The 23,272-nt window shown below is 58.1% G+C and carries 35 protein-coding genes; 2 read left to right on the top strand and 33 right to left on the bottom strand.

Features of this window, described 5'->3' with window-relative positions:
- Positions 1–171: 171 nt before the first annotated feature.
- Positions 172–858, top strand: a complete 687-nt coding sequence (locus tag NA647_RS17175) for an OmpW/AlkL family protein (RefSeq protein WP_256058773.1) — start codon at positions 172–174, stop codon at positions 856–858.
- Positions 859–931: 73 nt separating this feature from the next.
- Here the strand turns inward: NA647_RS17175 and NA647_RS17170 are convergent, their stop codons facing one another.
- The 4 genes from NA647_RS17170 to NA647_RS17155 form a co-directional block, all read right to left on the bottom strand.
- Positions 932–1,861, bottom strand: coding sequence for an NAD-dependent epimerase/dehydratase family protein (locus tag NA647_RS17170; RefSeq protein ID WP_256058772.1), 930 nt, complete (start codon positions 1,859–1,861; stop codon positions 932–934).
- Entirely contained in the window at positions 1,854–2,738 is an 885-nt protein-coding gene (locus tag NA647_RS17165; protein ID WP_256058771.1) for a sugar nucleotide-binding protein, read from the bottom strand. Before NA647_RS17165 ends, NA647_RS17170 begins: the two co-directional genes overlap by 8 nt.
- A 10-nt stretch (positions 2,739–2,748) precedes the next feature.
- Positions 2,749–3,237, bottom strand: coding sequence for a single-stranded DNA-binding protein (locus tag NA647_RS17160; RefSeq protein ID WP_131651924.1), 489 nt, complete (start codon positions 3,235–3,237; stop codon positions 2,749–2,751).
- Between the two features lie 182 nt (positions 3,238–3,419).
- On the bottom strand, positions 3,420–4,787 hold the full coding sequence (locus NA647_RS17155) for an MFS transporter (protein WP_256049937.1): 1,368 nt from the start codon (positions 4,785–4,787) through the stop codon (positions 3,420–3,422).
- 132 nt (positions 4,788–4,919) lie between these two features.
- Here NA647_RS17155 and uvrA point away from each other — a divergent pair, with 132 nt between their 5' ends.
- Positions 4,920–7,757, top strand: a complete 2,838-nt coding sequence (uvrA, locus tag NA647_RS17150; protein ID WP_256058770.1) for an excinuclease ABC subunit UvrA — start codon at positions 4,920–4,922, stop codon at positions 7,755–7,757.
- Positions 7,758–7,823: 66 nt separating this feature from the next.
- Here uvrA and NA647_RS17145 read toward each other — a convergent pair whose 3' ends face one another.
- The 29 genes from NA647_RS17145 to rpsJ form a co-directional block, all read right to left on the bottom strand.
- Positions 7,824–9,281 (bottom strand): catalase, encoded by a 1,458-nt coding sequence (locus tag NA647_RS17145; RefSeq protein WP_256058769.1) that lies wholly within the window; start codon positions 9,279–9,281, stop codon positions 7,824–7,826.
- 166 nt (positions 9,282–9,447) lie between these two features.
- Positions 9,448–9,834: a 50S ribosomal protein L17 gene (gene rplQ / locus NA647_RS17140; protein WP_019339959.1), complete on the bottom strand. Its 387-nt coding sequence runs from the start codon at positions 9,832–9,834 to the stop codon at positions 9,448–9,450.
- A gap of 45 nt (positions 9,835–9,879) precedes the next feature.
- Complete coding sequence (locus NA647_RS17135) at positions 9,880–10,881, bottom strand: DNA-directed RNA polymerase subunit alpha (protein WP_019339960.1); 1,002 nt, start codon at positions 10,879–10,881, stop codon at positions 9,880–9,882.
- A 22-nt stretch (positions 10,882–10,903) separates the two neighbouring features.
- A complete protein-coding gene (rpsD, locus tag NA647_RS17130) occupies positions 10,904–11,524 on the bottom strand; it encodes a 30S ribosomal protein S4 (protein WP_256058768.1) in 621 nt (206 codons plus the stop codon).
- 17 nt (positions 11,525–11,541) lie between these two features.
- Positions 11,542–11,931: a 30S ribosomal protein S11 gene (rpsK, locus tag NA647_RS17125; RefSeq protein WP_014854207.1), complete on the bottom strand. Its 390-nt coding sequence runs from the start codon at positions 11,929–11,931 to the stop codon at positions 11,542–11,544.
- A 19-nt stretch (positions 11,932–11,950) separates the two neighbouring features.
- The gene (gene rpsM, locus NA647_RS17120; protein ID WP_014854208.1) at positions 11,951–12,307 is read right to left on the bottom strand and encodes a 30S ribosomal protein S13; all 357 of its coding nucleotides are present in this window, start codon (positions 12,305–12,307) and stop codon (positions 11,951–11,953) included.
- A gap of 131 nt (positions 12,308–12,438) precedes the next feature.
- On the bottom strand, positions 12,439–12,555 hold the full coding sequence (gene rpmJ, locus NA647_RS17115; protein WP_021209367.1) for a 50S ribosomal protein L36: 117 nt from the start codon (positions 12,553–12,555) through the stop codon (positions 12,439–12,441).
- Between the two features lie 29 nt (positions 12,556–12,584).
- Entirely contained in the window at positions 12,585–13,913 is a 1,329-nt protein-coding gene (gene secY, locus NA647_RS17110) for a preprotein translocase subunit SecY (protein WP_131651929.1), read from the bottom strand.
- Positions 13,914–14,348 (bottom strand): 50S ribosomal protein L15, encoded by a 435-nt coding sequence (rplO, locus tag NA647_RS17105; RefSeq protein WP_256058767.1) that lies wholly within the window; start codon positions 14,346–14,348, stop codon positions 13,914–13,916.
- A 3-nt stretch (positions 14,349–14,351) separates the two neighbouring features.
- Entirely contained in the window at positions 14,352–14,531 is a 180-nt protein-coding gene (rpmD, locus tag NA647_RS17100) for a 50S ribosomal protein L30 (protein ID WP_003281818.1), read from the bottom strand.
- Positions 14,532–14,533: 2 nt separating this feature from the next.
- Positions 14,534–15,034: a 30S ribosomal protein S5 gene (gene rpsE, locus NA647_RS17095; protein WP_019339966.1), complete on the bottom strand. Its 501-nt coding sequence runs from the start codon at positions 15,032–15,034 to the stop codon at positions 14,534–14,536.
- Positions 15,035–15,037: 3 nt separating this feature from the next.
- Positions 15,038–15,388 (bottom strand): 50S ribosomal protein L18, encoded by a 351-nt coding sequence (gene rplR / locus NA647_RS17090; protein WP_019339967.1) that lies wholly within the window; start codon positions 15,386–15,388, stop codon positions 15,038–15,040.
- Positions 15,389–15,398: 10 nt separating this feature from the next.
- Positions 15,399–15,932, bottom strand: a complete 534-nt coding sequence (gene rplF, locus NA647_RS17085; protein ID WP_025240350.1) for a 50S ribosomal protein L6 — start codon at positions 15,930–15,932, stop codon at positions 15,399–15,401.
- A gap of 12 nt (positions 15,933–15,944) precedes the next feature.
- Positions 15,945–16,337, bottom strand: coding sequence for a 30S ribosomal protein S8 (gene rpsH / locus NA647_RS17080; RefSeq protein ID WP_003281824.1), 393 nt, complete (start codon positions 16,335–16,337; stop codon positions 15,945–15,947).
- Between the two features lie 185 nt (positions 16,338–16,522).
- Positions 16,523–16,828: a 30S ribosomal protein S14 gene (gene rpsN / locus NA647_RS17075; RefSeq protein WP_131651931.1), complete on the bottom strand. Its 306-nt coding sequence runs from the start codon at positions 16,826–16,828 to the stop codon at positions 16,523–16,525.
- A gap of 12 nt (positions 16,829–16,840) precedes the next feature.
- Complete coding sequence (gene rplE, locus NA647_RS17070; RefSeq protein WP_019339970.1) at positions 16,841–17,380, bottom strand: 50S ribosomal protein L5; 540 nt, start codon at positions 17,378–17,380, stop codon at positions 16,841–16,843.
- Positions 17,381–17,399: 19 nt separating this feature from the next.
- Positions 17,400–17,714, bottom strand: a complete 315-nt coding sequence (gene rplX / locus NA647_RS17065; protein ID WP_019339971.1) for a 50S ribosomal protein L24 — start codon at positions 17,712–17,714, stop codon at positions 17,400–17,402.
- An 11-nt stretch (positions 17,715–17,725) separates the two neighbouring features.
- On the bottom strand, positions 17,726–18,094 hold the full coding sequence (gene rplN / locus NA647_RS17060) for a 50S ribosomal protein L14 (protein ID WP_003289207.1): 369 nt from the start codon (positions 18,092–18,094) through the stop codon (positions 17,726–17,728).
- A 23-nt stretch (positions 18,095–18,117) separates the two neighbouring features.
- The gene (rpsQ, locus tag NA647_RS17055; protein ID WP_029404618.1) at positions 18,118–18,384 is read right to left on the bottom strand and encodes a 30S ribosomal protein S17; all 267 of its coding nucleotides are present in this window, start codon (positions 18,382–18,384) and stop codon (positions 18,118–18,120) included.
- A gap of 2 nt (positions 18,385–18,386) precedes the next feature.
- A complete protein-coding gene (rpmC, locus tag NA647_RS17050; protein WP_256058766.1) occupies positions 18,387–18,578 on the bottom strand; it encodes a 50S ribosomal protein L29 in 192 nt (63 codons plus the stop codon).
- Complete coding sequence (gene rplP / locus NA647_RS17045; RefSeq protein ID WP_003176421.1) at positions 18,578–18,991, bottom strand: 50S ribosomal protein L16; 414 nt, start codon at positions 18,989–18,991, stop codon at positions 18,578–18,580. Before rplP ends, rpmC begins: the two co-directional genes overlap by 1 nt.
- 12 nt (positions 18,992–19,003) lie before the next feature.
- Positions 19,004–19,690 (bottom strand): 30S ribosomal protein S3, encoded by a 687-nt coding sequence (gene rpsC, locus NA647_RS17040; RefSeq protein WP_256058765.1) that lies wholly within the window; start codon positions 19,688–19,690, stop codon positions 19,004–19,006.
- A 13-nt stretch (positions 19,691–19,703) separates the two neighbouring features.
- Positions 19,704–20,036: a 50S ribosomal protein L22 gene (gene rplV / locus NA647_RS17035; protein WP_131651935.1), complete on the bottom strand. Its 333-nt coding sequence runs from the start codon at positions 20,034–20,036 to the stop codon at positions 19,704–19,706.
- A gap of 13 nt (positions 20,037–20,049) precedes the next feature.
- Complete coding sequence (rpsS, locus tag NA647_RS17030) at positions 20,050–20,325, bottom strand: 30S ribosomal protein S19 (protein WP_014854225.1); 276 nt, start codon at positions 20,323–20,325, stop codon at positions 20,050–20,052.
- 16 nt (positions 20,326–20,341) lie between these two features.
- Positions 20,342–21,163 (bottom strand): 50S ribosomal protein L2, encoded by an 822-nt coding sequence (rplB, locus tag NA647_RS17025; RefSeq protein ID WP_256058764.1) that lies wholly within the window; start codon positions 21,161–21,163, stop codon positions 20,342–20,344.
- A gap of 14 nt (positions 21,164–21,177) precedes the next feature.
- Positions 21,178–21,477 carry a 50S ribosomal protein L23 gene (gene rplW / locus NA647_RS17020; RefSeq protein ID WP_021209378.1) on the bottom strand — a complete coding sequence of 100 codons (300 nt, stop codon included), beginning with the start codon at positions 21,475–21,477 and terminating at the stop codon, positions 21,178–21,180.
- Positions 21,474–22,076 (bottom strand): 50S ribosomal protein L4, encoded by a 603-nt coding sequence (gene rplD, locus NA647_RS17015; RefSeq protein ID WP_019339977.1) that lies wholly within the window; start codon positions 22,074–22,076, stop codon positions 21,474–21,476. Before rplD ends, rplW begins: the two co-directional genes overlap by 4 nt.
- A gap of 12 nt (positions 22,077–22,088) precedes the next feature.
- A complete protein-coding gene (gene rplC, locus NA647_RS17010; RefSeq protein WP_256058763.1) occupies positions 22,089–22,724 on the bottom strand; it encodes a 50S ribosomal protein L3 in 636 nt (211 codons plus the stop codon).
- Positions 22,725–22,805: 81 nt separating this feature from the next.
- On the bottom strand, positions 22,806–23,117 hold the full coding sequence (gene rpsJ / locus NA647_RS17005) for a 30S ribosomal protein S10 (RefSeq protein WP_003186070.1): 312 nt from the start codon (positions 23,115–23,117) through the stop codon (positions 22,806–22,808).
- Between the last annotated feature and the right edge of the window lie 155 nt (positions 23,118–23,272).

The raw sequence follows: 23,272 nt of genomic DNA, 5'->3' as shown, positions 1-23,272 counted from the left end.
CAAACTCGAAAGAGAAACATTATCATCTAGGTGCACAAAGGAAGGCAACCCAGGGCAATACGTCGCAGCCCAGACAAAGCGGAGCGTTTCGTTGAGCTGGATCATATTTGGCAGCGCATCGCGCCCTACCATGGCTCCAACGCAACAGATCACGTCTCGATGGAGCTCATTATGCGCAAGACCCTGTTTACCGCTTCAGTGCTGGCCGTCGCACTCGCCGCCCCCTTCGCCCAGGCCCATCAGGCAGGCGATGTGATCCTGCGCGCCGGCGCGATCACCGTTGATCCGCGTGAAGACAGTGGCGATATCTATGTAGGTGCGCTTTCGACTAGCGTCGCGGGAACAAAGGCCACCCTCGATAGCGACACCCAACTGGGCTTGAACTTCGCTTATATGCTGACCGATAAAATTGGTATTGAGCTGCTCGCTGCAAGCCCCTTCACCCACGACGTTGGTGTTTCCGGAATGCCTGGCGCGTTTGCAGGCTTGAACGGAAAGCTGGGCGAACTCAAGCATTTGCCACCAACCCTCAGCATCGTTTACTACCCGCTCGACAATAAGTCCGCGTTCCAGCCTTATGTCGGCGCAGGGATCAACTACACATGGTTCTTTGACGACAAACTCACCAGCGAGGCTGAAGGCAAAGGTTTCAACGGGCTGGACATGAAAGATTCATGGGGCCTGGCGGCCCAGATGGGCATGGACTACATGCTGACCGAGAACGTGATGATCAACGCTCAGGTTCGCTATATCGATATCGACACGACTGGCACAACGAGCTATGGCGGAGCCAAGGTGAAGGTCGACGTAGATGTCGACCCGATGGTCTACATGGTCGGCCTCGGCTATAAGTTCTGACGAAACCGGACCACCGGAGCGCTGAGCAAAGCAAAGGCGCCCTCGGGCGCCTTTGTCATTTCATGATCCTTTGTTAGCGATCCAGCAATTTCGCCAGCCCCATCCGCATATCGGTGGCTGGCTCCGGCAACCGAAAGCGCTGCAGCAGGCGTGCATTGTCGGCTCGCGAGTGGCGGATATCGCCACTTCGCGCCGCCTGGTAACTGACCGGCGGCAGACCGCCCAGTACATCGCTAATGGACGCCAGCAAGTCGTTCAGCGAAGTAGCGCGATTGAGTCCGACATTGATCGCACCCGCCTCTACTTCAGTGCTCTCCAGCGCCTGCACCAACACCTCGACCAGATCACCGACGTACAGGAAATCGCGGGTCTGTTCGCCGTCGCCGAACACCGCGATCGGCAGACCTTTCTGCGCACGCTCGGTGAAAATGCTGATCACCCCGGAGTACGGCGATGAAGGATCCTGGCGGGGACCGAAGATGTTGAAGAACCGGAAGACGACCGGCTCCAGCCCATGCTGGCGTCGGTAGAAATCCAGGTAGTGCTCGCTGGCGAGCTTGTCCGCCGCATAGGGCGTCAACGGTGCCTTCGGCGTGGCTTCATCGATGGCTTGCCCTTCACCATTGTTGCCGTAGACAGCAGCGCTCGAAGCAAAGACGACTCGGCGAATATCCTCCTCGCGCATGGCCTCGCACAGGTTCAAGGTGCCAACCAGATTGCTCTGGTGCGTGCCCACCGGGTCATCGACCGATGCCTGCACCGACGCCACGGCCGCCAGATGCACCACAGCCCGCACACCACGAACGGCCCGCCGCACGACCTGTGCGTCGGCGACGTCGCCTTCGATCAACTCCACGCCTGCAGCGTCCGACAGGTTGCTGCGTTTGCCCGTGGACAGGTTGTCCAACACCCGTACCGCATAGCCGCGAGCAACCAATGCATCGACGAGGTTCGAGCCGATGAAGCCGGCGCCCCCGGTAACCAGAATCGGTGATTCAACCATGTCGGTAGTAACGCTCCAGCAGGCTCGGCAATCCGGTACGCCAGGCGCGCGGCTTGATTCCGAAAGTATTGAATATTTTCTTGCAGGCCAGCACACCATGCTGCGGCTCGTCCTGAGCGTCTGGACAGCTTGCGTGCGCGACCGGGGTCAGGCTATCGATTTTCAACTGACGATGGTGGGCCGCCTCGGCAAGCAGCGCCTGGCCGACCACCAACGGCGTCGACGCCTCGTGCCCGCCATAGTGATAGGTGCCCCACAGCGGCGCCCGACAGTCTAGTTGCTTCAGCACGGCGAGGATGACACGCGCCGCATCGTCGACAGGCGTCGGATTGCCACGGCGGTCATCAGCAAGACACAGCTCCTCGTCCTGTTCGAGACGCTGCAGAAACCGCCCCAGCAAACCGTCCGAACTATCGTCCAGCAACCAACCGAACCGCAGCAGAACGTGTCGCGGGCAGAGCGCGCGAACGCTCTGCTCGATACGCCAGAGCGCACGGCTGCGCGCATCCAGCGGCGCCACTTCGTCCTTCTCGCTGTAAGCGGTGGTGCGAGCGCCATCAAACACGCGGTAACTGGACGGCTGCATCAGTACGAACTCGTGATGCTGACACAGCTCTGCCAACCGCTCTACCGCGCGCTCCTGATGGGCAAGCACGATTTCATCGACATGGCCGATCTGAAACCAGTCGAAATAATAGGCGAGGTTGATCACGACATCCGGGCGATTGTCGTCGAGCAATTTGGTCAGGCTGGGCGCGTCCCAACCCTGGTCGGGCGGGCGCGGTGCGAGGAAGCTTATATCTTCCTCGGCGCCGAGGCGGATCAGCGCCTGACCCAGGGCATTGCCGCCGCCCAACAGCATCAGGCGCATTCGCATGGAGAGAACTCTAGAACGGAATATCGTCGTCGAAGCTGTCGTAGTCCGGTGCCGGCTGCTGAGCTGGCTGCGGCTGAGACTGCGGGCGCGACTGCTGTTGCGGCTCGCGTTGCGGACGCGGCTGGGATTGACGCGGCGCATCGTCGGAACTGCCACCACGGCCGCCGAGCAGCTGCATGGTGCCGCCCATATCAACCACGATCTCGGTGGTGTAGCGCTTGACGCCGTCCTTTTCCCATTCGCGGGTTTGCAGGCGGCCTTCGATGTAGCACTGCGAGCCCTTGCGCAGGTACTCGCCAGCGATTTCAGCGACCTTGCCGAACAACACGACACGGTGCCACTCGGTGCGCTCTTGCTGCTGGCCGGTCTGCTTGTCCTTCCAGCTGTCGGTGGTGGCCAGCGTAATGTTGGTCACCGCATTGCCATTGGGCATGTAGCGGGTTTCCGGGTCGCCGCCGACATTGCCGATCAAGATGACTTTATTCACCCCTCTGGCCATGGGTAACTCCTTTGTTTGAACATGAATTTGGGTTGGCTCACTGGAGAGCGCTCCGTGACGGGGCGAAAGCCAATGGCCGTGAATCTTACCTCACCACCCCTTGCCGGCCAACCGGGATGGCCTCAAGCGGAGGCATAGTCGGCAGCGAGAAGCGCGCCCGGCCAGCATCAGCGAAAGGGCGTTCAGGCGACCAGGCGGTCGAGCGCTTCCCGATCCAGCACCTGCATGTCGACCTTGACGTAGGCGGCCGACTCATCGGCAATCACCACGGCATCCGACACTCCAGGCACCGCCAACATATGCTCGGCGAGCGCGGGGTTACGTAGCGCATCGGTCGACAATGGCAGCCGCAAGCCGGTGACATAAGGCGGCTCGCGCATGCCCCAAACCACTATCAGCCACAACCCGCAAAGCACGGCGCAGCCGGCGAAAACCAGCGCAAGGCCGCCCTGCTGGTAAAACCATCCACCCAGGACGCCGCCAATACCGGCACCGAGAAACTGGCTCGTGGAGTAAACACCCATCGCCGTACCCTTGCCACCGGCCGGCGCCACCTTGCTGATCAGCGAAGGCAAAGATGCTTCCAGCAGATTGAATGCGATGAAGAACACGATCATGCCGACGACCAATGCCCAGAGTCCGTTACCGAGCCACCAGAAGAACAGCTCGGCGAATAGCAGAACCCCCACGGCGCCCAAGACGACGCGCTTCATCTGTCGCTTTTTTTCGCCATAAATGATGAAGGGCACCATGCCGAAGAATCCGACCACCAGGGCGGTGAGATAGACCCACCAGTGCTCATCCCTGGGCAGCGCCGCTTCGTCCACCAAGGCCAGCGGCAATGCGACGAAACTGGCCATGAGAATCGCATGCAATACGAAGATACTGAAATCCAGGCGCAGGAGGCTCGGATGACGCAGCGTCTCGCCGAGCGCCTGCCTGGCTACACCCGACTCACGATGGCGCAGATGACGATGGGCGCGCGGCAGCGTGGCAACGACCAGCACACCCAGCAGCGCCATCCCCGCCGTCGTCCAGAATAGGCCGGACAGACCGAACGCACGCGTCAGCAGCGGCCCGAGAATCATCGCCACCGCGAATGAAACACCAATGCTCATACCGATCATCGCCATCGCCTTGGTGCGATGCTGCTCGCGGGTGAGATCCGAGAGCAGCGCCATCACCGCTGCTGAAATGGCACCGGCGCCCTGCAGCACGCGGCCGGCGATGACGCCCCAAACGGAATCAGCCGTCGCGGCGAGTACCGCACCCGCGGCAAAGATCAGCAAGCCAAAGTAGATCACCGGCAGACGGCCAACTCGATCAGAAAGCATGCCGAACGGAATTTGTAGCACCGCCTGGGTCAAACCATAGGCACCTATAGCGAGACCAATCAGTGCCGGTGTGGCTCCCTGCAGCTCCATGCCATAGGTCGCCAGGACTGGCAGCACCATGAACATGCCGAGCATGCGAAACGCGAAAACCAGGGCCAGCCCAGATGCTGCGCGAGTTTCGCTGGCGCTCATGCGCTCGCTGTAGGGATCCTGCATGTGGGGTCTCGCCTGAATGAACCGGCGGCGATTCTAACAGTCATCCCGCGGTTCGGCACAGGCTCGCTACTTTGCCGCTGTGTCGCCCCAAGCCGTATAATTTCGGGTTTCCGCCCGCGACGCGAGGCTGCTTTGGACAAGATTCTGATTCGTGGGGCTCGTACCCATAACTTGAAAAACATCGACCTGACACTGCCGCGCGACAAACTGATCGTAGTCACGGGCCTGTCGGGTTCCGGCAAGTCCTCGCTGGCCTTCGATACGCTTTATGCCGAAGGCCAGCGCCGCTACGTCGAATCGCTCTCGGCCTACGCTCGGCAGTTTCTGTCGATGATGGAAAAGCCCGACGTCGACACCATCGAAGGCCTTTCCCCGGCCATCTCCATCGAGCAGAAGTCGACTTCGCACAATCCCCGGTCGACCGTCGGCACCATCACCGAGATCTACGATTACCTGCGCCTGCTTTACGCGCGTGTAGGCACGCCGCGCTGCCCGGATCACGATGCCCCGTTGGAAGCCCAGACCGTCAGCCAGATGGTCGATCAGGTGTTGGCACTATCGGAAGGCAGTAAGCTGATGCTGCTCGCGCCCGTCATTCGCGAGCGCAAGGGTGAGCATCTGGCGGTATTCGACGAACTGCGCGCGCAGGGTTTCGTGCGGGCGCGGGTCAACGGGCGGCTCTATGAGCTCGACGAGCTGCCGAAACTCGACAAACAGAAAAAGCATTCCATCGATGTCGTGGTGGATCGCTTCAAGGTGCGCAACGACCTGCAGCAGCGTCTCGCCGAATCCTTCGAGACGGCGCTCAAGCTTGCCGACGGCATCGCGCTGGTCGCCTCGATGGACGACGACGATGACAGCGAGGAGATGATCTTCTCCGCCCGCTTCGCCTGCCCGATTTGTGGACATTCGATCAGCGAGCTCGAACCCAAGCTGTTCTCGTTCAACAACCCGGCCGGCGCCTGCCCGACCTGCGATGGCCTGGGCGTCAAACAGTTCTTCGACGCCAAACGCCTGGTCAATGGCGAGCTGACCCTGGCCGAGGGCGCCATTCGTGGCTGGGATCGACGCAATGTCTATTACTTCCAGATGCTCGGTTCGCTCGCATCGCATTATGGTTTCAGCCTCGACGAGCCATTCGACTCTCTGCCAGCAGAGCAGCAGAAAGTGGTCTTGCGCGGCAGCGGAAAGGAGAGCGTGGATTTCCGCTATCTGAACGATCGCGGCGATATCGACAAACGTTCGCACCCCTTCGAGGGAATCATCCCCAACCTCGAGCGCCGCTACCGTGAAACCGAATCCAATTCGGTACGTGAAGAGCTGGGCAAATACCTCAGCACTCAGCCCTGCCCCGAATGTCGCGGTACGCGACTGCGCCGTGAAGCACGCCATGTATGGGTCGGCGATAAAACCCTGCCGGCGGTGACCGGTCTGCCGATCGGCGATGCCACCGACTATTTCGGCAGCCTCTCGCTCACCGGCCGCCGCGGCGAGATCGCCGACAAGATTCTCAAGGAGATCCGCGAACGGCTGCAGTTCCTGGTCAACGTCGGGCTCGACTACCTTACATTGGACCGCAGCGCCGACACGCTGTCCGGCGGCGAAGCTCAGCGCATTCGCCTAGCCAGCCAGATCGGCGCGGGCCTGGTCGGGGTCATGTACATCCTAGACGAGCCCTCTATTGGCCTGCATCAGCGCGACAACGAACGCCTGCTCGGCACCCTGCGTCACCTGCGCGACATCGGCAATACGGTGATCGTTGTCGAACACGATGAAGACGCCATACGCCTCGCCGATTACGTCGTTGATATAGGTCCCGGTGCAGGCGTGCATGGCGGACAGATCGTCGCCGAAGGCACACCGGACGAGGTGATGAACAATCCAGCCTCACTGACTGGCGGCTATCTTTCAGGCCGGGTGAAGATTCTCTATCCCGCGCAACGTACTCCACGCGACAACAACAAGCTGCTCAGGCTTAAAGGCGCACGCGGCAACAACCTGCGCAACGTCGATCTGGAGATTCCAGTCGGCCTGCTCACCTGTATCACCGGGGTATCCGGTTCGGGCAAGTCGACTCTGATCAACAACACGCTTTTCCCGATCACCGCCACGGCCCTGAACGGCGCGACGACTCTTGAGGTGGCGCCCCATGATTCGTTCGACGGGCTGCAGCACCTGGACAAGGTCGTCGACATTGACCAGAGCCCGATCGGACGCACGCCGCGCTCGAATCCCGCTACTTATACCGGGCTGTTCACGCCGATCCGCGAGCTCTTCGCCGGCGTTCCAGAAGCGCGTTCACGCGGATACGGACCCGGACGCTTCTCCTTCAACGTCAAGGGCGGACGCTGCGAAGCCTGCCAGGGCGATGGCGTAATCAAGGTGGAGATGCACTTCCTACCGGACATCTACGTGCCCTGTGATGTGTGCAAGGGCAAGCGCTACAACCGCGAAACGCTGGAAGTGAAGTACAAAGGCAAGAGCATCACTGAAGTGCTGGGCATGACCATCGAAGAGGCGCGCGAATTCTTCGATCCGGTGCCGGCCGTCGCACGCAAGCTGCAGACGCTAATCGATGTGGGGCTGTCCTATATCAAGCTGGGCCAGAGCGCGACCACCCTGTCCGGCGGCGAGGCGCAACGGGTGAAGCTGTCTCGCGAGCTGTCCAAGCGCGATACGGGCAAGACGCTTTACATCCTCGACGAGCCCACTACGGGGTTGCACTTCGCCGATATTCAGCAGTTGCTGGACGTGTTGCATCGCCTGCGCGATCACGGCAATACGGTGGTGGTCATCGAGCACAACCTGGACGTGATCAAGACGGCGGACTGGCTTGTGGACCTCGGCCCCGAAGGCGGCTCCAAGGGCGGCCAGATCATCGCCACCGGCACGCCCGAGGAAGTGGCAGCCATGGCCCAATCGCACACTGGTCACTTCCTGAAGCCACTGCTGGAGCGGGATCGCGTCTAGCCTGGCAACGCCATGCAAAAAGCCGGGCACCACTACGATGCCCGGCTTTCTGTTTCTACAATCGCGTCAGGCGATCAGATTCGGATCGATACCCAGCCCTTTAGCGATACCTGTGCCATACGCCGGATCTGCCTTGGCGAAGTGCGCCAGTTGACGCAGTTGCACGTCGCGAGTAACCGGCTGCATGGCCCCAACGATGTTGCTGACAAGCAGTGCCTGCTGATCCGCATCCATCAGGCGAAACAGTGCGCCGGCCTGGCTGTAGTAGTCCTCATCCACTCGATGATCGTGCCGGTCAGCCGCCCCGCTCAGCGCAAGTGCAGGCTCGGCATATCGAGGCGCCTGCTTCGGTGTCGAGGTAAAGCTGTTCGGCTCGTAATTCGGCGCTGAGCCGCCATTACCGTCGAAGCGCATTGCGCCATCACGCTGGTAATTCTGATAAGGGCACTTCGGCGCATTCACGGGCAGTTGCTGGTGGTTCGTGCCAATGCGATAGCGATGTGCATCAGCGTAGGCGAAGACCCGCCCCTGCAGCATTCGGTCTGGCGACAGGCCCACCCCCGGCACCACATTGCTGGGCGCAAAAGCCGCCTGCTCAACCTCGGCGAAGTAATTCTGCGGATTGCGATTGAGCTCTATGACGCCAACCTCGATCAAAGGAAACTCCTTCTGAGACCAGGTTTTGGTCACATCGAAGGGATTCTCCCGGTGCTCAGCAGCCTGAGCCTCGCTCATGACTTGCATGCACACACGCCATTTCGGGTACTCACCACGCTCGATCGCGTGGAACAGGTCGCGTTGTGCGTAGTCAGGGTCGGTGCCGGCCAGATGCGCCGCATCGGCGGGCGCAAGATTCTTGATCCCCTGCATCGATTTGTAGTGCCACTTCACCCAGTGCCGCTCCCCGCTGGCATTGATCAGACTGAAGGTATGACTGCCAAAGCCGTGCATGAAACGGTAGCCATCCGGAATACCTCTGTCCGAGAACAGAACGGTGACCTGATGCAATGACTCGGGCGAGAGCGACCAAAAGTCCCACATCATCTGCGGGCTCTTCAGATTGCTCCACGGATCACGCTTTTGCGTGTGAATGAAGTCGGGAAACTTGAGCGGGTCGCGGATAAAGAACACCGGCGTGTTGTTACCCACCACATCCCAGTTGCCTTCCTCGGTGTAGAACTTAACCGCAAAGCCACGCGGATCGCGCTCGGTATCCGCCGAGCCACGCTCGCCACCCACAGTAGAGAAGCGCAGGAAAAGAGGCGTCTGCGTGCCGACGGCCTCGAACAGCTTGGCACTGGTGTAGCGAGTGATATCTGCGGTAACCGTAAGGGTGCCATATGCGCCCGACCCTTTAGCGTGTACACGACGCTCAGGGATCACTTCACGATTGAAGTGCGCGAGCTTTTCGACAAGATGGAAGTCATCCAGCAGAAGCGGGCCACGCCCCCCTGCGGAACGGGAGTTCTGATTATCGGCGACAGGGGCTCCGGAAGCTGTGGTCAGGATAGGTTGATCGCTCATACTGTCTCTCCATTAAATGCCAATCGGTTGGCTTGGAGGCGATTCTAGCGAAACGGCAAAGACAAGCTAATTCATTAAAACGAGCTTCCTGATAGCTTTTCGCTAATCAGCAACCATAAAAAAAGCCGGGCTTGTGCCCGGCTTTTTTCTGAACAAGCAATTCGGCTTACTCAGCGGCTTCCACTTCACCGGTAACCGGACGGTCAACCAGTTCGACATAGGCCATGGGCGCATTGTCCCCAGCGCGGAAACCGCACTTGAGAATGCGCAGGTAACCACCCTGGCGAGTGGCGTAACGCGGACCCAGGTCGTTGAACAGTTTGCCAACGATAGCCTTCGAGCGAGTACGGTCGAAAGCCAGGCGACGGTTGGCGACGCTGTCTTCCTTGGCCAGGGTGATCAGCGGCTCGGCGACGCGACGCAGTTCCTTGGCCTTAGGTAGAGTTGTTTTGATCAGTTCGTGCTCGAACAGCGACACCGCCATGTTCTGGAACATGGCCTTGCGGTGTGCGCTTGTGCGGCTGAGATGACGGCCACTTTTACGATGACGCATGATTGAAATTCCTTACCAAACGATCAGTTCGGTGACTATGGGCGATCAGGCCGTAGCCTTATCGTCCTTCTTGAGACTTGCCGGCGGCCAGTTGTCGAGGCGCATGCCCAGGGACAGACCACGAGAGGCCAGAACGTCTTTGATTTCGGTCAGAGACTTCTTGCCCAGATTCGGCGTTTTCAACAGCTCGACTTCGGTGCGCTGAATCAGATCACCGATGTAGTAGATGTTTTCTGCTTTGAGGCAGTTAGCCGAACGAACGGTCAGCTCCAGATCATCAACCGGACGCAGAAGGATTGGATCGATCTCGTCTTCCTGCTCTACTACAACCGGCTCGCTGTCACCCTTGAGGTCGACAAACGCGGCCAGCTGCTGCTGCAGAATAGTCGCGGCACGACGGATCGCCTCTTCGGGATCCAAGGTGCCATTGGTTTCCAGATCGATGACCAACTTGTCCAGGTTAGTACGCTGCTCGACACGAGCGTTTTCGACTACATAAGCCACGCGACGCACCGGGCTGAAGGTGGCGTCGAGCTGCAGACGACCGATGCTACGGCTTTCGTCCTCGTCGCTCTGACGCGCATCAGCAGGCTCGTAACCACGGCCGCGAGCGACCTTGAGCTTCATGTTGATCGAACCATTAGCCGCCAAGTTGGCGATCAGATGATCGCCGTTGACGATTTCGACATCGTGATCCAGCTGGATATCGGCAGCGGTAACAGCGCCCGCGCCCTTCTTCACCAGGCTCAAGGTCACTTCATCACGGCCGTGCAGCTTGATGGCGATACCTTTGAGATTGAGCAGGATTTCAATGACATCTTCCTGCACGCCCTCAATAGCGCTGTACTCGTGGAGCACACCGTCGATCTCAGCCTCGACCACAGCACAGCCGGGCATGGAGGACAACAGAATACGACGCAGCGCGTTGCCCAGGGTATGGCCGAAACCACGCTCGAGAGGCTCGAGAGTGATCTTGGCACGGGTCGGACTGACCACCTGCACATCGATATGGCGGGGGGTCAGGAACTCATTTACCGAAATCTGCATGGATACACCTATTTTCTAGCCCTTACTTGGAGTAGAGCTCGACAATCAGGTTTTCGTTGATGTCGGCAGACAGGTCACTGCGAGCCGGAACATTCTTGAAAACGCCGGATTTCTTATCGGCATCTACTTCGACCCACTCAACACGACCGCGCTGTGTGCACAGTTCCAGGGCTTGGGCGATACGCAGTTGGTTACGGCACTTCTCGCGAACGGCTACTACGTCACCAGCTTTGACCTGGTAGGACGGAATGTTCACGGTCTGGCCGTTGACGGTGATCGACTTGTGGGAAACCAGCTGACGGGATTCCGCACGAGTGGAGCCGAAGCCCATGCGGTACACCACGTTATCCAGACGGCATTCCAATAGTTGCAGCAGGTTCTCGCCGGTAGCGCCCTTGCGGCTGGCAGCTTCCTTGTAGTAACCGCTGAACTGACGCTCGAGCACGCCATAGATACGACGGACCTTCTGCTTTTCGCGCAGCTGAGTACCGTAATCAGACAGACGACCACGGCGCTGGCCGTGAACACCTGGTGGGGTTTCGATGTTGCACTTCGATTCGAGCGCGCGCGCACCACTCTTCAGAAAGAGATCGGTGCCTTCACGACGAGACAGTTTGCACTTGGGACCAATATAACGAGCCATTCTTCACTGTCTCCTGATTACACGCGGCGCTTCTTCGGCGGACGGCACCCGTTATGCGGGATTGGCGTCACGTCGGTGATGCTGGCGATTTTATAACCACAGCCGTTCAGAGCACGAACGGCGGATTCACGACCTGGACCTGGACCCTTGACGTTGACGTCGAGGTTCTTCAAGCCATATTCCAGAGCCGCCTGGCCGGCGCGCTCTGCCGCTACCTGAGCAGCGAACGGAGTGCTTTTACGCGAACCACGGAAGCCCGAGCCACCGGAAGTAGCCCAGGACAAAGCATTGCCTTGGCGATCGGTGATCGTGATGATGGTGTTATTGAAAGACGCGTGGATATGGGCGATCCCATCGACCACTGTCTTTTTGACTTTTTTACGAGGACGAGCAGCAGGTTTTGCCATTACTTAAATTCCTACGCGATTACTTGCGGATCGGCTTGCGCGGGCCCTTACGGGTGCGGGCGTTGGTCTTGGTACGCTGACCGCGTACTGGCAGACCACGACGATGACGTAGGCCGCGGTAGCAACCCAGGTCCATCAAGCGCTTGATCTTCATGTTGACTTCGCGACGCAGATCACCCTCAACGATGAACTTTGCCACTTCGCCGCGCAGCAGTTCGACCTGCTCGTCGGAGAGATCCTTAATTTTCGCCGCCGGGTTTACGCCGGTAGCTGCGCAGATAGTCTGCGCGCGAGTGCGACCAACACCATAGATGTAGGTCAGCGAGATAACAGTGTGCTTGTTATCCGGAATGTTTACGCCTGCAATACGGGCCATTCAGTGAAACTCCAATTGACAGCTACCCAACGCCCCGGAAGCCAAGAAAAGGGCGCGAGATACTAACGCTGTAATAACAAATAATCAACCCGGCAGCGCACTAGCTACCGGGCTCGAGCCTTAGCTCACAATCAGCCTTGGCGCTGCTTGTGACGCGGTTCTGCACTGCAGATCACCCGAATAACGCCTTCGCGACGGACGATCTTGCAGTTGCGGCACAGTTTTTTGACCGATGCACGAACTTTCATGACAACTCCTGGAACCTTACGAACTACCTTCAGCGGAGCATTCCGCTGCCATAGCCCTTCAGGTTGGCTTTTTTCATCAGGGAATCGTACTGGTGAGACATGAGATGCGACTGCACTTGAGACATGAAGTCCATTACAACCACAACCACAATCAGCAACGATGTCCCGCCAAGGTAGAACGGCACATTTGCTGCCACCACAAGGAACTGAGGTAGCAGACACACAGCCGTCATGTACAGGGCGCCGAACATGGTCAAGCGAGTCAATACGCCATCAATATAGCGCGCCGACTGCTCACCAGGCCGAATCCCCGGGATAAACGCACCGGACTTCTTCAGATTTTCCGCGACGTCTTTCGGATTGAACATCAATGCCGTGTAGAAGAAGCAGAAGAAGATGATACCGGCGCTGAACAACAGGATATTCAACGGCTGACCAGGAGCGATCGACTGAGAGATATCAGCCAACCAACCCATGCTTTCCGACTGGCCGAACCATTGCCCCAGCGAAGCGGGGAACAGCAGAATGCTACTGGCGAAGATGGCTGGAATAACACCTGCCATGTTGACCTTCAGCGGTAGGTGGCTCGTCTGCGCAGCGAAGACCTTACGACCCTGCTGACGCTTGGCATAGTGCACGGCGATACGCCGCTGCCCACGCTCAATGAAGACCACAAAACCGATGATGGCAACAGCCACCAGCCCCACAGCCAGCAATGCGATGATATTCACATCACCCTGCCGCGCGGACTCGAAGGACTGCCCCAGCGCACCCGGAAGGCCGGCAACGATACCTGCGAAGATCAACATCGAAATGCCGTTGCCGACGCCCCGCTCGGTGATTTGCTCGCCTAACCACATCATGAACATCGCACCAGCCACAAAGGTGGTGATTGCCACGAAGTAGAAGCCGAAGTCATTGCTGAATGCAACTCCCTGTCCGGCAAGGCCGACCGACATGCCAATAGCCTGCACCACGGCAAGCACAAGCGTACCGTAACGCGTGTACTGGCTGATCTTCCGCCGACCGGCCTCACCCTCTTTCTTCAACTGCTCCAACTGGGGGCTGACGGCGGTCATGAGCTGCATGATGATCGACGCCGAAATGTACGGCATGATCCCCAATGCAAAGATGCTCATGCGCTCCAGTGCACCACCGGAAAACATGTTGAACAGACTAAGGATGGTCCCTTCGTTCTGACGGAACAGCTCGGCCAACCTGTCGGGATTAATACCCGGCACCGGGATATGCGCTCCAATCCGATAGACGATGATCGCCATCAGCAGAAAACGCAGACGAGCCCAGAGTTCGGACAGCCCGCCATTACTCAGAGCGGAGAGAGCACCTTGCTTAGCCATTTATTCCTCGAACTTGCCACCAGCTGCTTCGATAGCCGCACGCGCACCCTTGGTGGCGGCGATGCCCTTCAGAGTTACCGCGCGACCAACTTCGCCGGACAGCATGACTTTCACACGCTGCACGTTCTGGTTGATGACGTTGGCATCCTTGAGGCTCTGCACGGTCACGATGTCGCCTTGAACCTTGGCCAGCTCGGAGGTGCGTACTTCAGCACGATCCATAGCTTTCAGGGAGACGAAACCGAACTTCGGCAGACGGCGATGCAAAGGCTGTTGGCCGCCTTCGAAACCGGGAGCGATCTTGCCGCCGGAGCGGGAAGTCTGACCCTTGTGACCACGACCACCGGTCTTGCCGAGACCGCTGCCGATACCACGGCCCGGACGCAGCTTTTCGCGACGGGCGCCTGGCGCAGAACGCAGATCGTTCAGTTGCATGGCTTAGCCCTCCACACGGAGCATGTAATAAGCCTTGTTGATCATGCCCCGATTTTCAGGAGTGTCCTGAACTTCGACAGTATGACCAATACGACGAAGGCCGAGGCCCTTGACGCAAAGCTTGTGATTGGGGATACGACCGCTGACGCTTTTGATCAGCGTGACCTTGACGGTGTTAGCCATGATCAGGAAATCTCCTCAACGCTCTTGCCACGCTTTGCAGCGATCGACTCAGGCGACTGCATGGCCTTCAAACCTTTGAAAGTGGCATGAACCACGTTCACCGGATTGGTAGAGCCGTAGCACTTGGCCAGGACGTTCTGCACGCCAGCAACTTCCAGAATGGCGCGCATGGCACCACCGGCGATGACACCGGTACCTTCGGAAGCAGGCTGCATGTACACCTTGGAAGCGCCATGCGCAGCCTTGGTGGCGTATTGCAGCGTGGTGCCGTTCAGATCGACCTGGATCATGTTGCGGCGCGCCGCCTCCATGGCCTTCTGGATGGCAGCAGGGACTTCGCGGGACTTGCCGCGACCGAAACCTACACGGCCTTTACCATCACCCACCACGGTCAACGCGGTGAAAGTGAAGATACGACCACCTTTTACAGTCTTGGCGACGCGGTTAACTTGAACCAGCTTCTCAATGTAGCCTTCGTCGCGCTTTTGCTCGTTATATGCCATAACTTAGAACTCCAGCCCGCCTTCACGAGCAGCATCAGCCAGTGCCTTAACACGACCGTGGTACTTGAAGCCAGAACGGTCGAACGCCACCTGGGTGACACCTGCGGCCTTAGCACGCTCAGCGACCAGCTGACCAACTTTCTTGGCAGCGTCGACGTTGCCAGTGGCACCGCCGCGCAGTTCTTTGTCGAGAGTCGAGGCACTGGCCAGGACCTTGCCGCCGTCGGCCGAAAGGACCTGGGCGTAGATGTGCTGGGAAGAGCGGTACACACAAAGGCGTACGGTTTCCAGCTCGCGCATCTTCAGGCGTGCCTTGCGAGCGCGACGCAGACGAGTAACTTTCTTTACGCTCATTTGCTATGCCCTACTTCTTCTTAGCTTCTTTACGACGGACCACTTCGTCCGAGTAACGTACGCCTTTGCCCTTGTAAGGCTCAGGGCGACGGAAGTCACGGATTTCAGCGGCCACCTGACCGACCAGTTGCTTATCGACACCCTTGATCAGGATATCGGTCTGGCTGGGGGTCTCAGCGGTAACGCCTTGCGGCAGTTCATATTCCACCGGGTGCGAGAAGCCGAGGGCCAGGGACAGCACTTGACCTTTGGCTTGCGCCTTGTAACCAACACCGACCAGCTGGAGCTTGCGCTCGAAGCCCTGGCTGACACCGATTACCATGTTGTTAACCAGCGCACGGGTGGTACCGGCCATGGCACGGTTCTGCTGATCGCCATTACGCGCAGCAAAACGGAGCTCACCGGCCTCGTGGATCACTTCCACAGACGAGTGCACGTTCAGTTCGAGAGTGCCTTTGGCACCCTTCACCGAAAGCTGCTGGCCGGCCATGTTGAATTCAACACCAGCGGGCAGCTTGACGGGGTTCTTAGCAACGCGAGACATGCTTATCCCCCCTTAGAACACTGTGCAGAGCACTTCGCCGCCAACGCCAGCAGCGCGAGCAGCCCGATCAGTCATCACACCTTTGTTGGTGGACACGATCGAAACACCCAGACCGCCGCGTACTTTCGGCAACTGATCAACGGATTTGTACTGGCGAAGGCCAGGACGGCTTACGCGCTTCAACTCTTCGATAACCGGACGGCCTTCGAAGTACTTGAGCTCGATAGACAGCTGCGGCTTGGCGTCGCTGCTGACGTTGTATCCTGCGATATAGCCTTCACCTTGAAGAACGTTGGCTACAGCCACCTTCAATGTGGAAGACGGCATGCTTACGACGGACTTTTCGGCCATCTGGGCATTACGGATACGAGTTAGCATGTCCGCTAACGGGTCCTGCATACTCATGGGCGCTTGGCTCCTAATTCAAAAAAATAAGCCCGCTAGGGCTCTTGTCGCCGGCTAAATGAGCGGACGCCTAAAGGCGTGACTCGGGCGAGCCGGACATTCTAGAGACAGTTCAGAAACGAATCAAGCCCCATAAGGGGCTTGATTCGAGACCACAGCTCCGACAACGAGGCCGGAGCGGCTTTTTACCAGCTGGCTTTCACCAGGCCCGGTACGTCACCACGCATCGCAGCCTGACGCAGCATGCTGCGTGCAAGACCGAACTTGCGATACACGCCATGCGGACGACCCGTCAGACGGCAACGATTGCGCAGACGCGAAGCGCTGGCATCACGCGGCTGCTTCTGCAGGGCGACCTGGGCCTCCCAACGCGCCTCAGGAGACGACTCGGGATTAGCGATGACAGCCTTCAGCGCGGCACGCTTCTGAGCGTACTTAGCAACCGTTTGCTGACGCTTCAGCTCACGGTTCTTCATGCTTTGCTTAGCCATTTCCTACTCCTATCAGTTACGGAACGGGAAGTTGAAAGCACGCAACAGCGCGCGCCCCTCTTCGTCCGTCCGAGCAGTAGTGGTCAGCGTGATGTCCAGACCACGCAGGGCATCGATTTTGTCGTAATCGATTTCCGGGAAAATGATCTGTTCTTTCACGCCCATGCTGTAGTTGCCGCGACCATCGAAGGACTTGGCATTCAGGCCGCGGAAGTCGCGAACCCGAGGCAGGGAGATCGAAAGCAGACGATCCAGGAATTCGTACATACGATCACTGCGCAGCGTCACCTTGACACCGATCGGCCAGCCTTCACGGACCTTGAAGCCAGCGATGGACTTGCGAGCGTGAGTCACGACGACCTTTTGGCCGGTGATTTTTTCCAGGTCGGCAACTGCGTTGTCGATGATCTTCTTGTCACCGATCGCCTCGCCGATACCCATGTTCAGGGTGATCTTGGTGATGCGCGGAACTTCCATCACGTTGCCAAGCTGAAGCTCTTCCTTCAACTTGGGAGCGATTTGCTTCCGATAAACTTCTTTTAGTCGTGCCATGGTTATCTACCTAGCAGTCTCAAGCTTCAACCGGCTTTTGGGTCGACTTGAAGACACGAATTTTCTTGCCGTCTTCTACTTTGAAACCAACGCGATCAGCCTTGTTGGTTTCGCCATTGAAGATAGCGACGTTAGAGGCGTGCAGAGGTGCCTCTTTTTCGACGATACCGCCTTGAACGCCCGACATCGGGTTAGGCTTGGTATGACGCTTCACGAGGTTGATACCACCGACGACCAGACGGTCGTCAGCGAGAACCCGGAGCACCTTACCGCGCTTGCCCTTGTCTTTGCCGGCGATGACGATGATCTCGTCGTTGCGACGAATCTTTTGCATGCGGCTTCTCCTTACAGCACTTCAGGCGCGAGCGAGACGATCTTCATAAACTTCTCGGAACGAAGTTCACGCGTCACCGGCCCGAAAATACGGGTGCCAATAGGCTCCTGCTTGTTGTTCAACAGAACAGCAGCGTTGCCATCGAAGCGAATAATGGAGCCGTCCGGACGACGAACACCGTGACGGGTACGGACTACAACCGCAGTCATTACCTGGCCTTTCTTGACCTTGCCACGCGGAATCGCTTCCTTAACGGTAACCTTGATGATGTCGCCAATGCCGGCGTAACGGCGGTGCGAGCCGCCGAGCACCTTGATACACATGACGCGACGAGCGCCACTGTTATCGGCCACATCGAGCATGGATTGAGTCTGAATCATATAATTTCTCCGACCCCTAGCCCTTAGACTTCGACGGCACGTTCAACGACATCAACCAACATCCAGCACTTGGTCTTTGCCAGCGGACGAGTCTCACGAATCGTGACCTTGTCGCCGATACGGCACTGGTTGGTTTCGTCGTGGGCGTGCAGTTTGGTCGAACGCTTCACGTATTTACCGTAGATCGGGTGCTTTACGCGACGCTCGATCAGAACGGTGATGCTTTTGTCCATCTTGTCGCTGACGACGCGGCCAGTCAGCGTGCGGACAGTTTTTTCAACTTCAGCCATGATCACTTACCTGCCTGCTGGTTGAGCACAGTCTTGACACGAGCGATGTCGCGCTTGACTTGCGAGAGCAGGTGAGACTGCCCCAACTGGCCAGTTGCTTTCTGCATACGCAGATTGAACTGGTCGCGCAGCAACTCGAGCAATTGCTCGTTCAGCTGCTGAGCGGATTTATCACGAAGTTCATTCGCTTTCATCACATCACCGTCCGCTTAACAAAGGAGGTGGCGAGCGGCAGCTTTGCAGCGGCCAGGGCGAATGCCTCACGCGCCAGCTCTTCGGAAACACCCTCGATCTCGTAGAGCACTTTGCCCGGCTGAATCTGGGCTACCCAGTACTCGACGTTACCCTTACCTTTACCCATCCGCACCTCAAGCGGCTTTTTAGAAATGGGCTTGTCGGGGAAAACGCGGATCCAGATCTTGCCGCCACGCTTAACGTGACGAGTCAACGCACGACGTGCGGACTCGATCTGACGCGCGGTCAGGCGACCACGAGCGACAGATTTCAGAGCGAATTCGCCGAAGCTGACTTTGCTACCGCGCTGAGCCAAGCCACGGTTGTGACCAGTCATCTGCTTGCGGAATTTTGTACGCTTTGGTTGCAACATTTGGCGTACTCCTTACTTGGTAGCTTTTTTACGAGGCGCAGGCGCTTGCGGCTTGAGCTCTTCATGGCGACCACCAATTACTTCGCCCTTGAAGATCCAGACCTTGACGCCGATCACACCGTATGTGGTGTGTGCTTCGTAGGTGTTGTAGTCGATATCGGCACGCAGGGTGTGCAGCGGCACACGACCTTCCCGATACCATTCCGTACGGGCGATTTCAGCCCCACCCAGACGACCGCTCACCTGGATCTTGATGCCCTTGGCACCAATGCGGATCGCGTTCTGTACCGCGCGCTTCATGGCGCGACGGAACATCACGCGACGCTCCAGCTGCTGAGCGACGTTCTGTGCTACCAGCATTGCATCGAGTTCCGGCTTGCGGATTTCTTCGATGTTGATGTGCACAGGCACACCCATTTGCTTGGTCAGGTCCTGACGCAGCTTTTCAACATCCTCACCCTTCTTGCCGATCACGATGCCGGGACGAGCGGTGTGGATGGTGATGCGTGCTGTTTGAGCCGGACGATGGATATCAATACGGCTTACGGACGCGCTTTTTAATTTGTCTTGGAGATACTCACGCACGTTCAGATCTGCAAGCAGATAATCGGCGTACGTACGACCGTCTGCGTACCAGACGGAGGTGTGCTCCTTGACGATTCCCAGGCGAATGCCAGTGGGATGTACTTTCTGACCCATCTGATCGACTCCGTTACTTGTCCGCAACCTTGACAGTGATATGGCAAGACCGCTTGACGATGCGATCAGCGCGGCCTTTGGCACGCGGCATGATGCGCTTAAGCGAACGCCCTTCGTTGACGAAGACGGTGGAAACCTTCAGGTCGTCCACGTCAGCGCCTTCGTTGTGCTCGGCGTTGGCCACGGCCGACTCCAGCACTTTCTTCATGATCTCGGCGGCTTTCTTACTACTGAAAGCCAACAGGTTGAGCGCCTCGCCCACCCCTTTCCCGCGGATCTGGTCGGCGACCAGGCGGGCTTTCTGGGCGGAGATGCGAGCGCCCGACAACTTAGCGGCTACTTCCATCTTTCCTTACCCCTTAGCGCTTGCCTTTCTTGTCCGCTACGTGCCCGCGATAGGTGCGGGTACCAGCGAACTCGCCGAGTTTATGACCGACCATGTCTTCGTTCACGAGAACGGGGACGTGCTGGCGACCGTTATGCACAGCGATGGTCAAACCGACCATTTGCGGCAGAATCATCGAACGACGCGACCAAGTTTTCACCGGCTTGCGATCATTCTTTTCCGCTGCCACCTCGACCTTCTTCAGTAGGTGAAGATCGATAAAAGGACCTTTTTTCAGAGAACGTGGCACTGTCGTATCCCTCTAGTTACTTGCGGCGACGGACGATCATGTTGTCGGTGCGCTTGTTCGAGCGAGTCTTCGCGCCCTTAGTCGGGAAGCCCCACGGCGACACCGGATGACGACCACCAGAGGTACGACCTTCACCACCACCATGCGGGTGATCAACCGGGTTCATCGCCACGCCGCGGACGGTCGGACGAACGCCACGCCAGCGCTTGGCACCGGCTTTACCCAGCGAACGCAGGCTATGCTCGGCATTCGAAACTTCACCCAGAGTGGCGCGGCACTCAGCCAGCACCTTGCGTGTTTCGCCGGAGCGAAGACGCAGCGTCACGTATGCACCCTCACGCGCCACCAACTGAGCCGACGCACCAGCGGAACGAGCGATCTGGGCACCCTTGCCCGGCTTCAGCTCCACACCGTGGATGGTAGAACCCAGCGGAATATTGCGCAGCGGCAGGCTGTTACCAGCCTTGATCGGCGCGTTGACGCCCGAGAGAAGCTGATCACCAGCACTCACGCCCTTAGGGGCAATGATGTAACGGCGCTCACCATCCGCGTACTTGAGCAGCGCAATGTGCGCAGTACGGTTCGGGTCATATTCAACGCGCTCAACGATGGCTGGAATACCATCTTTGTTGCGACGAAAATCGACCAGACGGTAATGCTGCTTGTGACCACCACCGATGTGACGAGTGGTGATTCGACCGTTATTGTTACGACCGCCAGACTTCGACTTCTTCTCGAGCAGCGGAGCATAAGGAGCGCCTTTGTGCAGCTCCTGACCGACCACTTTGACCACAAAACGGCGGCCCGCGGAAGTCGGTTTGCATTTAACGATTGCCATGATGCACCCCTTCCTTACTCAGCGTTGCCGGAGAAATCGAGATCCTGGCCGGGCTGAAGGGCGATGTACGCCTTCTTCCAGTCGTTACGCTTGCCCAGACCGCGAGCAGTACGCTTTGTCTTGCCCTGAACATTCAGAGTGCTGACTTTGGCGACTTTCACGTTGAACAGGCTTTCGACGGCCTTCTTGATTTCCAGCTTGGTTGCATCAGTAGCAACCTTGAAAACGAACTGGCTCTTGCTGTCAGCCAGCATGGTTGCCTTCTCGGAGACGTGCGGACCAAGCAGGACTTTGAATACGCGTTCCTGGTTCATCCCAGCAGCTCCTCGAATTTCTTCACAGCCGACACGGTGATCAACACCTTGTCATAGGCGATCAGGCTGACGGGATCGGAACCCTGGACGTCACGAACATCGACGTGCGGCAGGTTGCGAGCCGCCAGATACAAGTTCTGATCGACAGCATCGGAAACGATCAGTACGTCATTCAGGCCCATACCGGTCAGCTTGTTGGCAAGCAGCTTGGTCTTGGGGCTGTCGACGGCGAAATCTTCAACGACGACCAGACGCTCGGAACGAACCAGCTCGGAGAGAATGGAACGCAGCGCTGCGCGGTACATCTTCTTGTTGAGCTTCTGCTCATGGTTCTGCGGACGAGCAGCGAATGTTACGCCACCGCCACGCCAGATCGGACCACGCGAGGTACCCGCACGAGCGCGGCCAGTACCTTTTTGACGCCAGGGACGCTTACCGCCACCCGAGACATCGGAGCGAGTCTTCTGCTGCTTGCTGCCCTGACGACCGCCAGCCATATAGGCGACGACTGCCTGGTGCACCAGCGTCTCATTGAACTCACCACCAAAGGTTTGCTCGGAGACTTCGATGGCCTGTGCGCCATTTACATTCAATTGCATGTGAACTCCCCCTTACCCGCGAGCCTTGGCAGCCGGACGCACGACAACGTCACCACCAGTGGCGCCGGGCACTGCGCCCTTCACCAGCAGCAGGTTACGCTCTGCATCGACACGCACGATTTCCAGGGACTGCACGGTTACGCGCTCGGCGCCCATGTGCCCGGACATCTTCTTGCCCTTGAAAACACGACCAGGAGTCTGGCACTGGCCAATCGAACCCGGAACGCGGTGGGAAACGGAGTTACCGTGGGTATTGTCCTGACCACGGAAATTCCAGCGCTTGATGGTACCGGCAAAGCCTTTACCCTTGGACTGACCGGTGACATCCACCATCTGTCCAGCCTGGAAAATTTCAGCGTTGATCTGGTCACCAATCTGGAATTCCTCACCATCGAGACGGAATTCCCAGACGCCACGACCGGCAGCAACGTTCGCCTTGGCGAAATGGCCAGCCTGAGCCTTGGTAACACGGGACGCACGACGCTCGCCGACAGTTACCTGCACAGCGCGATAGCCATCGCTCTCTTCATTCTTAAACTGAGTGACGCGGTTCGGCTCGATCTCAATGACCGTGACCGGAACAGAGACACCATCTTCGGTGAAAACGCGGGTCATACCGCACTTACGACCGACTACACCAATAGTCATGTTGTAACCTCTTGAGTGTACGGGGCTTTCACCCGCTATGGCCGCCCATTTCAGAGCGTTACACGACTAAAACTCGAAGTTTTAGCCGAGGCTGATCTGCACTTCCACGCCAGCCGCAAGATCAAGCTTCATAAGCGCATCGACGGTTTTGTCGGTTGGCTGAACGATGTCCAGCACACGCTTATGAGTACGGATCTCATACTGGTCGCGCGCATCTTTGTTGACATGCGGAGAAACCAGAACAGTGAACCGCTCTTTGCGGGTCGGCAGTGGAATCGGACCACGCACCTGAGCACCAGTACGTTTCGCGGTTTCCACGATTTCCTGGGTTGATTGATCGATCAGGCGATGGTCAAAAGCCTTCAACCGAATACGGATTTGTTGGTTTTGCATTTTGACCTCAGACTCCAATTAGCCATCCCTACCAAACGCAATACGCCCGGTAAAAGGAGGCGCAATTGTACGGATGCGTCCAGAGGGTGTCAATAAATGATCAGCAATAGAAAAAGGGCCCCAAGAGGCCCTTTTTCCACCACCGAATGATTACT

The organism is Stutzerimonas stutzeri, assembly GCF_024448985.1.
Lineage (GTDB): Bacteria > Pseudomonadota > Gammaproteobacteria > Pseudomonadales > Pseudomonadaceae > Stutzerimonas > Stutzerimonas stutzeri_AP.
Note: the sequence above shows the minus strand (reverse complement) of the source record. Positions and strands in the feature narration are given on the sequence as shown.

Bases quoted from the DNA above. Each gene is read 5' to 3' on its own strand.
- NA647_RS17165 (WP_256058771.1), bottom strand. From the start codon at position 2,738: ATGCGAATGCGCCTGATGCTGTTGGGCGGCGGCAATGCCCTGGGTCAG.
- rpmD (WP_003281818.1), bottom strand. From the start codon at position 14,531: ATGGCTAACACCGTCAAGGTCACGCTGATCAAAAGCGTCAGCGGTCGT.
- NA647_RS17160 (WP_131651924.1), bottom strand. From the start codon at position 3,237: ATGGCCAGAGGGGTGAATAAAGTCATCTTGATCGGCAATGTCGGCGGC.
- rplX (WP_019339971.1), bottom strand. From the start codon at position 17,714: ATGCAAAAGATTCGTCGCAACGACGAGATCATCGTCATCGCCGGCAAA.
- rpsD (WP_256058768.1), bottom strand. From the start codon at position 11,524: ATGGCTCGTTATATTGGTCCCAAGTGCAAACTGTCTCGTCGTGAAGGC.
- rpsQ (WP_029404618.1), bottom strand. From the start codon at position 18,384: ATGGCTGAAGTTGAAAAAACTGTCCGCACGCTGACTGGCCGCGTCGTC.
- rpsC (WP_256058765.1), bottom strand. From the start codon at position 19,690: ATGGGTCAGAAAGTACATCCCACTGGCATTCGCCTGGGAATCGTCAAG.
- rplF (WP_025240350.1), bottom strand. From the start codon at position 15,932: ATGTCTCGCGTTGCTAAGAACCCCGTCAAGCTGCCCGCTGGTGTTGAA.
- rplC (WP_256058763.1), bottom strand. From the start codon at position 22,724: ATGACTATTGGTGTAGTCGGTCGTAAGTGCGGTATGACCCGCGTTTTC.
- NA647_RS17135 (WP_019339960.1), bottom strand. From the start codon at position 10,881: ATGCAGATTTCGGTAAATGAGTTCCTGACCCCCCGCCATATCGATGTG.
- rpsN (WP_131651931.1), bottom strand. From the start codon at position 16,828: ATGGCTAAGCAAAGCATGAAGAACCGTGAGCTGAAGCGTCAGCAAACG.
- rplP (WP_003176421.1), bottom strand. From the start codon at position 18,991: ATGTTGCAACCAAAGCGTACAAAATTCCGCAAGCAGATGACTGGTCAC.
- NA647_RS17170 (WP_256058772.1), bottom strand. From the start codon at position 1,861: ATGGTTGAATCACCGATTCTGGTTACCGGGGGCGCCGGCTTCATCGGC.
- rplW (WP_021209378.1), bottom strand. From the start codon at position 21,477: ATGAACCAGGAACGCGTATTCAAAGTCCTGCTTGGTCCGCACGTCTCC.
- rplE (WP_019339970.1), bottom strand. From the start codon at position 17,380: ATGGCACGACTAAAAGAAGTTTATCGGAAGCAAATCGCTCCCAAGTTG.
- rplQ (WP_019339959.1), bottom strand. From the start codon at position 9,834: ATGCGTCATCGTAAAAGTGGCCGTCATCTCAGCCGCACAAGCGCACAC.
- rpmC (WP_256058766.1), bottom strand. From the start codon at position 18,578: ATGAAAGCGAATGAACTTCGTGATAAATCCGCTCAGCAGCTGAACGAG.
- rpsK (WP_014854207.1), bottom strand. From the start codon at position 11,931: ATGGCAAAACCTGCTGCTCGTCCTCGTAAAAAAGTCAAAAAGACAGTG.
- rpsE (WP_019339966.1), bottom strand. From the start codon at position 15,034: ATGGCATATAACGAGCAAAAGCGCGACGAAGGCTACATTGAGAAGCTG.
- rplB (WP_256058764.1), bottom strand. From the start codon at position 21,163: ATGGCAATCGTTAAATGCAAACCGACTTCCGCGGGCCGCCGTTTTGTG.
- rplD (WP_019339977.1), bottom strand. From the start codon at position 22,076: ATGCAATTGAATGTAAATGGCGCACAGGCCATCGAAGTCTCCGAGCAA.
- rpmJ (WP_021209367.1), bottom strand. From the start codon at position 12,555: ATGAAAGTTCGTGCATCGGTCAAAAAACTGTGCCGCAACTGCAAGATC.
- rpsJ (WP_003186070.1), bottom strand. From the start codon at position 23,117: ATGCAAAACCAACAAATCCGTATTCGGTTGAAGGCTTTTGACCATCGC.
- rplO (WP_256058767.1), bottom strand. From the start codon at position 14,348: ATGCAACTGAACGATCTGCGTTCTGCGCCAGGCGCCCGTCGCGAAAAG.
- rplV (WP_131651935.1), bottom strand. From the start codon at position 20,036: ATGGAAGTAGCCGCTAAGTTGTCGGGCGCTCGCATCTCCGCCCAGAAA.
- rpsH (WP_003281824.1), bottom strand. From the start codon at position 16,337: ATGAGTATGCAGGACCCGTTAGCGGACATGCTAACTCGTATCCGTAAT.
- secY (WP_131651929.1), bottom strand. From the start codon at position 13,913: ATGGCTAAGCAAGGTGCTCTCTCCGCTCTGAGTAATGGCGGGCTGTCC.
- NA647_RS17155 (WP_256049937.1), bottom strand. From the start codon at position 4,787: ATGCAGGATCCCTACAGCGAGCGCATGAGCGCCAGCGAAACTCGCGCA.
- NA647_RS17175 (WP_256058773.1), top strand. From the start codon at position 172: ATGCGCAAGACCCTGTTTACCGCTTCAGTGCTGGCCGTCGCACTCGCC.
- rplR (WP_019339967.1), bottom strand. From the start codon at position 15,388: ATGAGCGTAAAGAAAGTTACTCGTCTGCGTCGCGCTCGCAAGGCACGC.
- rplN (WP_003289207.1), bottom strand. From the start codon at position 18,094: ATGATTCAGACTCAATCCATGCTCGATGTGGCCGATAACAGTGGCGCT.
- rpsM (WP_014854208.1), bottom strand. From the start codon at position 12,307: ATGGCCCGTATTGCAGGCGTAAACATTCCGGATAACAAGCACACTGTT.
- NA647_RS17145 (WP_256058769.1), bottom strand. From the start codon at position 9,281: ATGAGCGATCAACCTATCCTGACCACAGCTTCCGGAGCCCCTGTCGCC.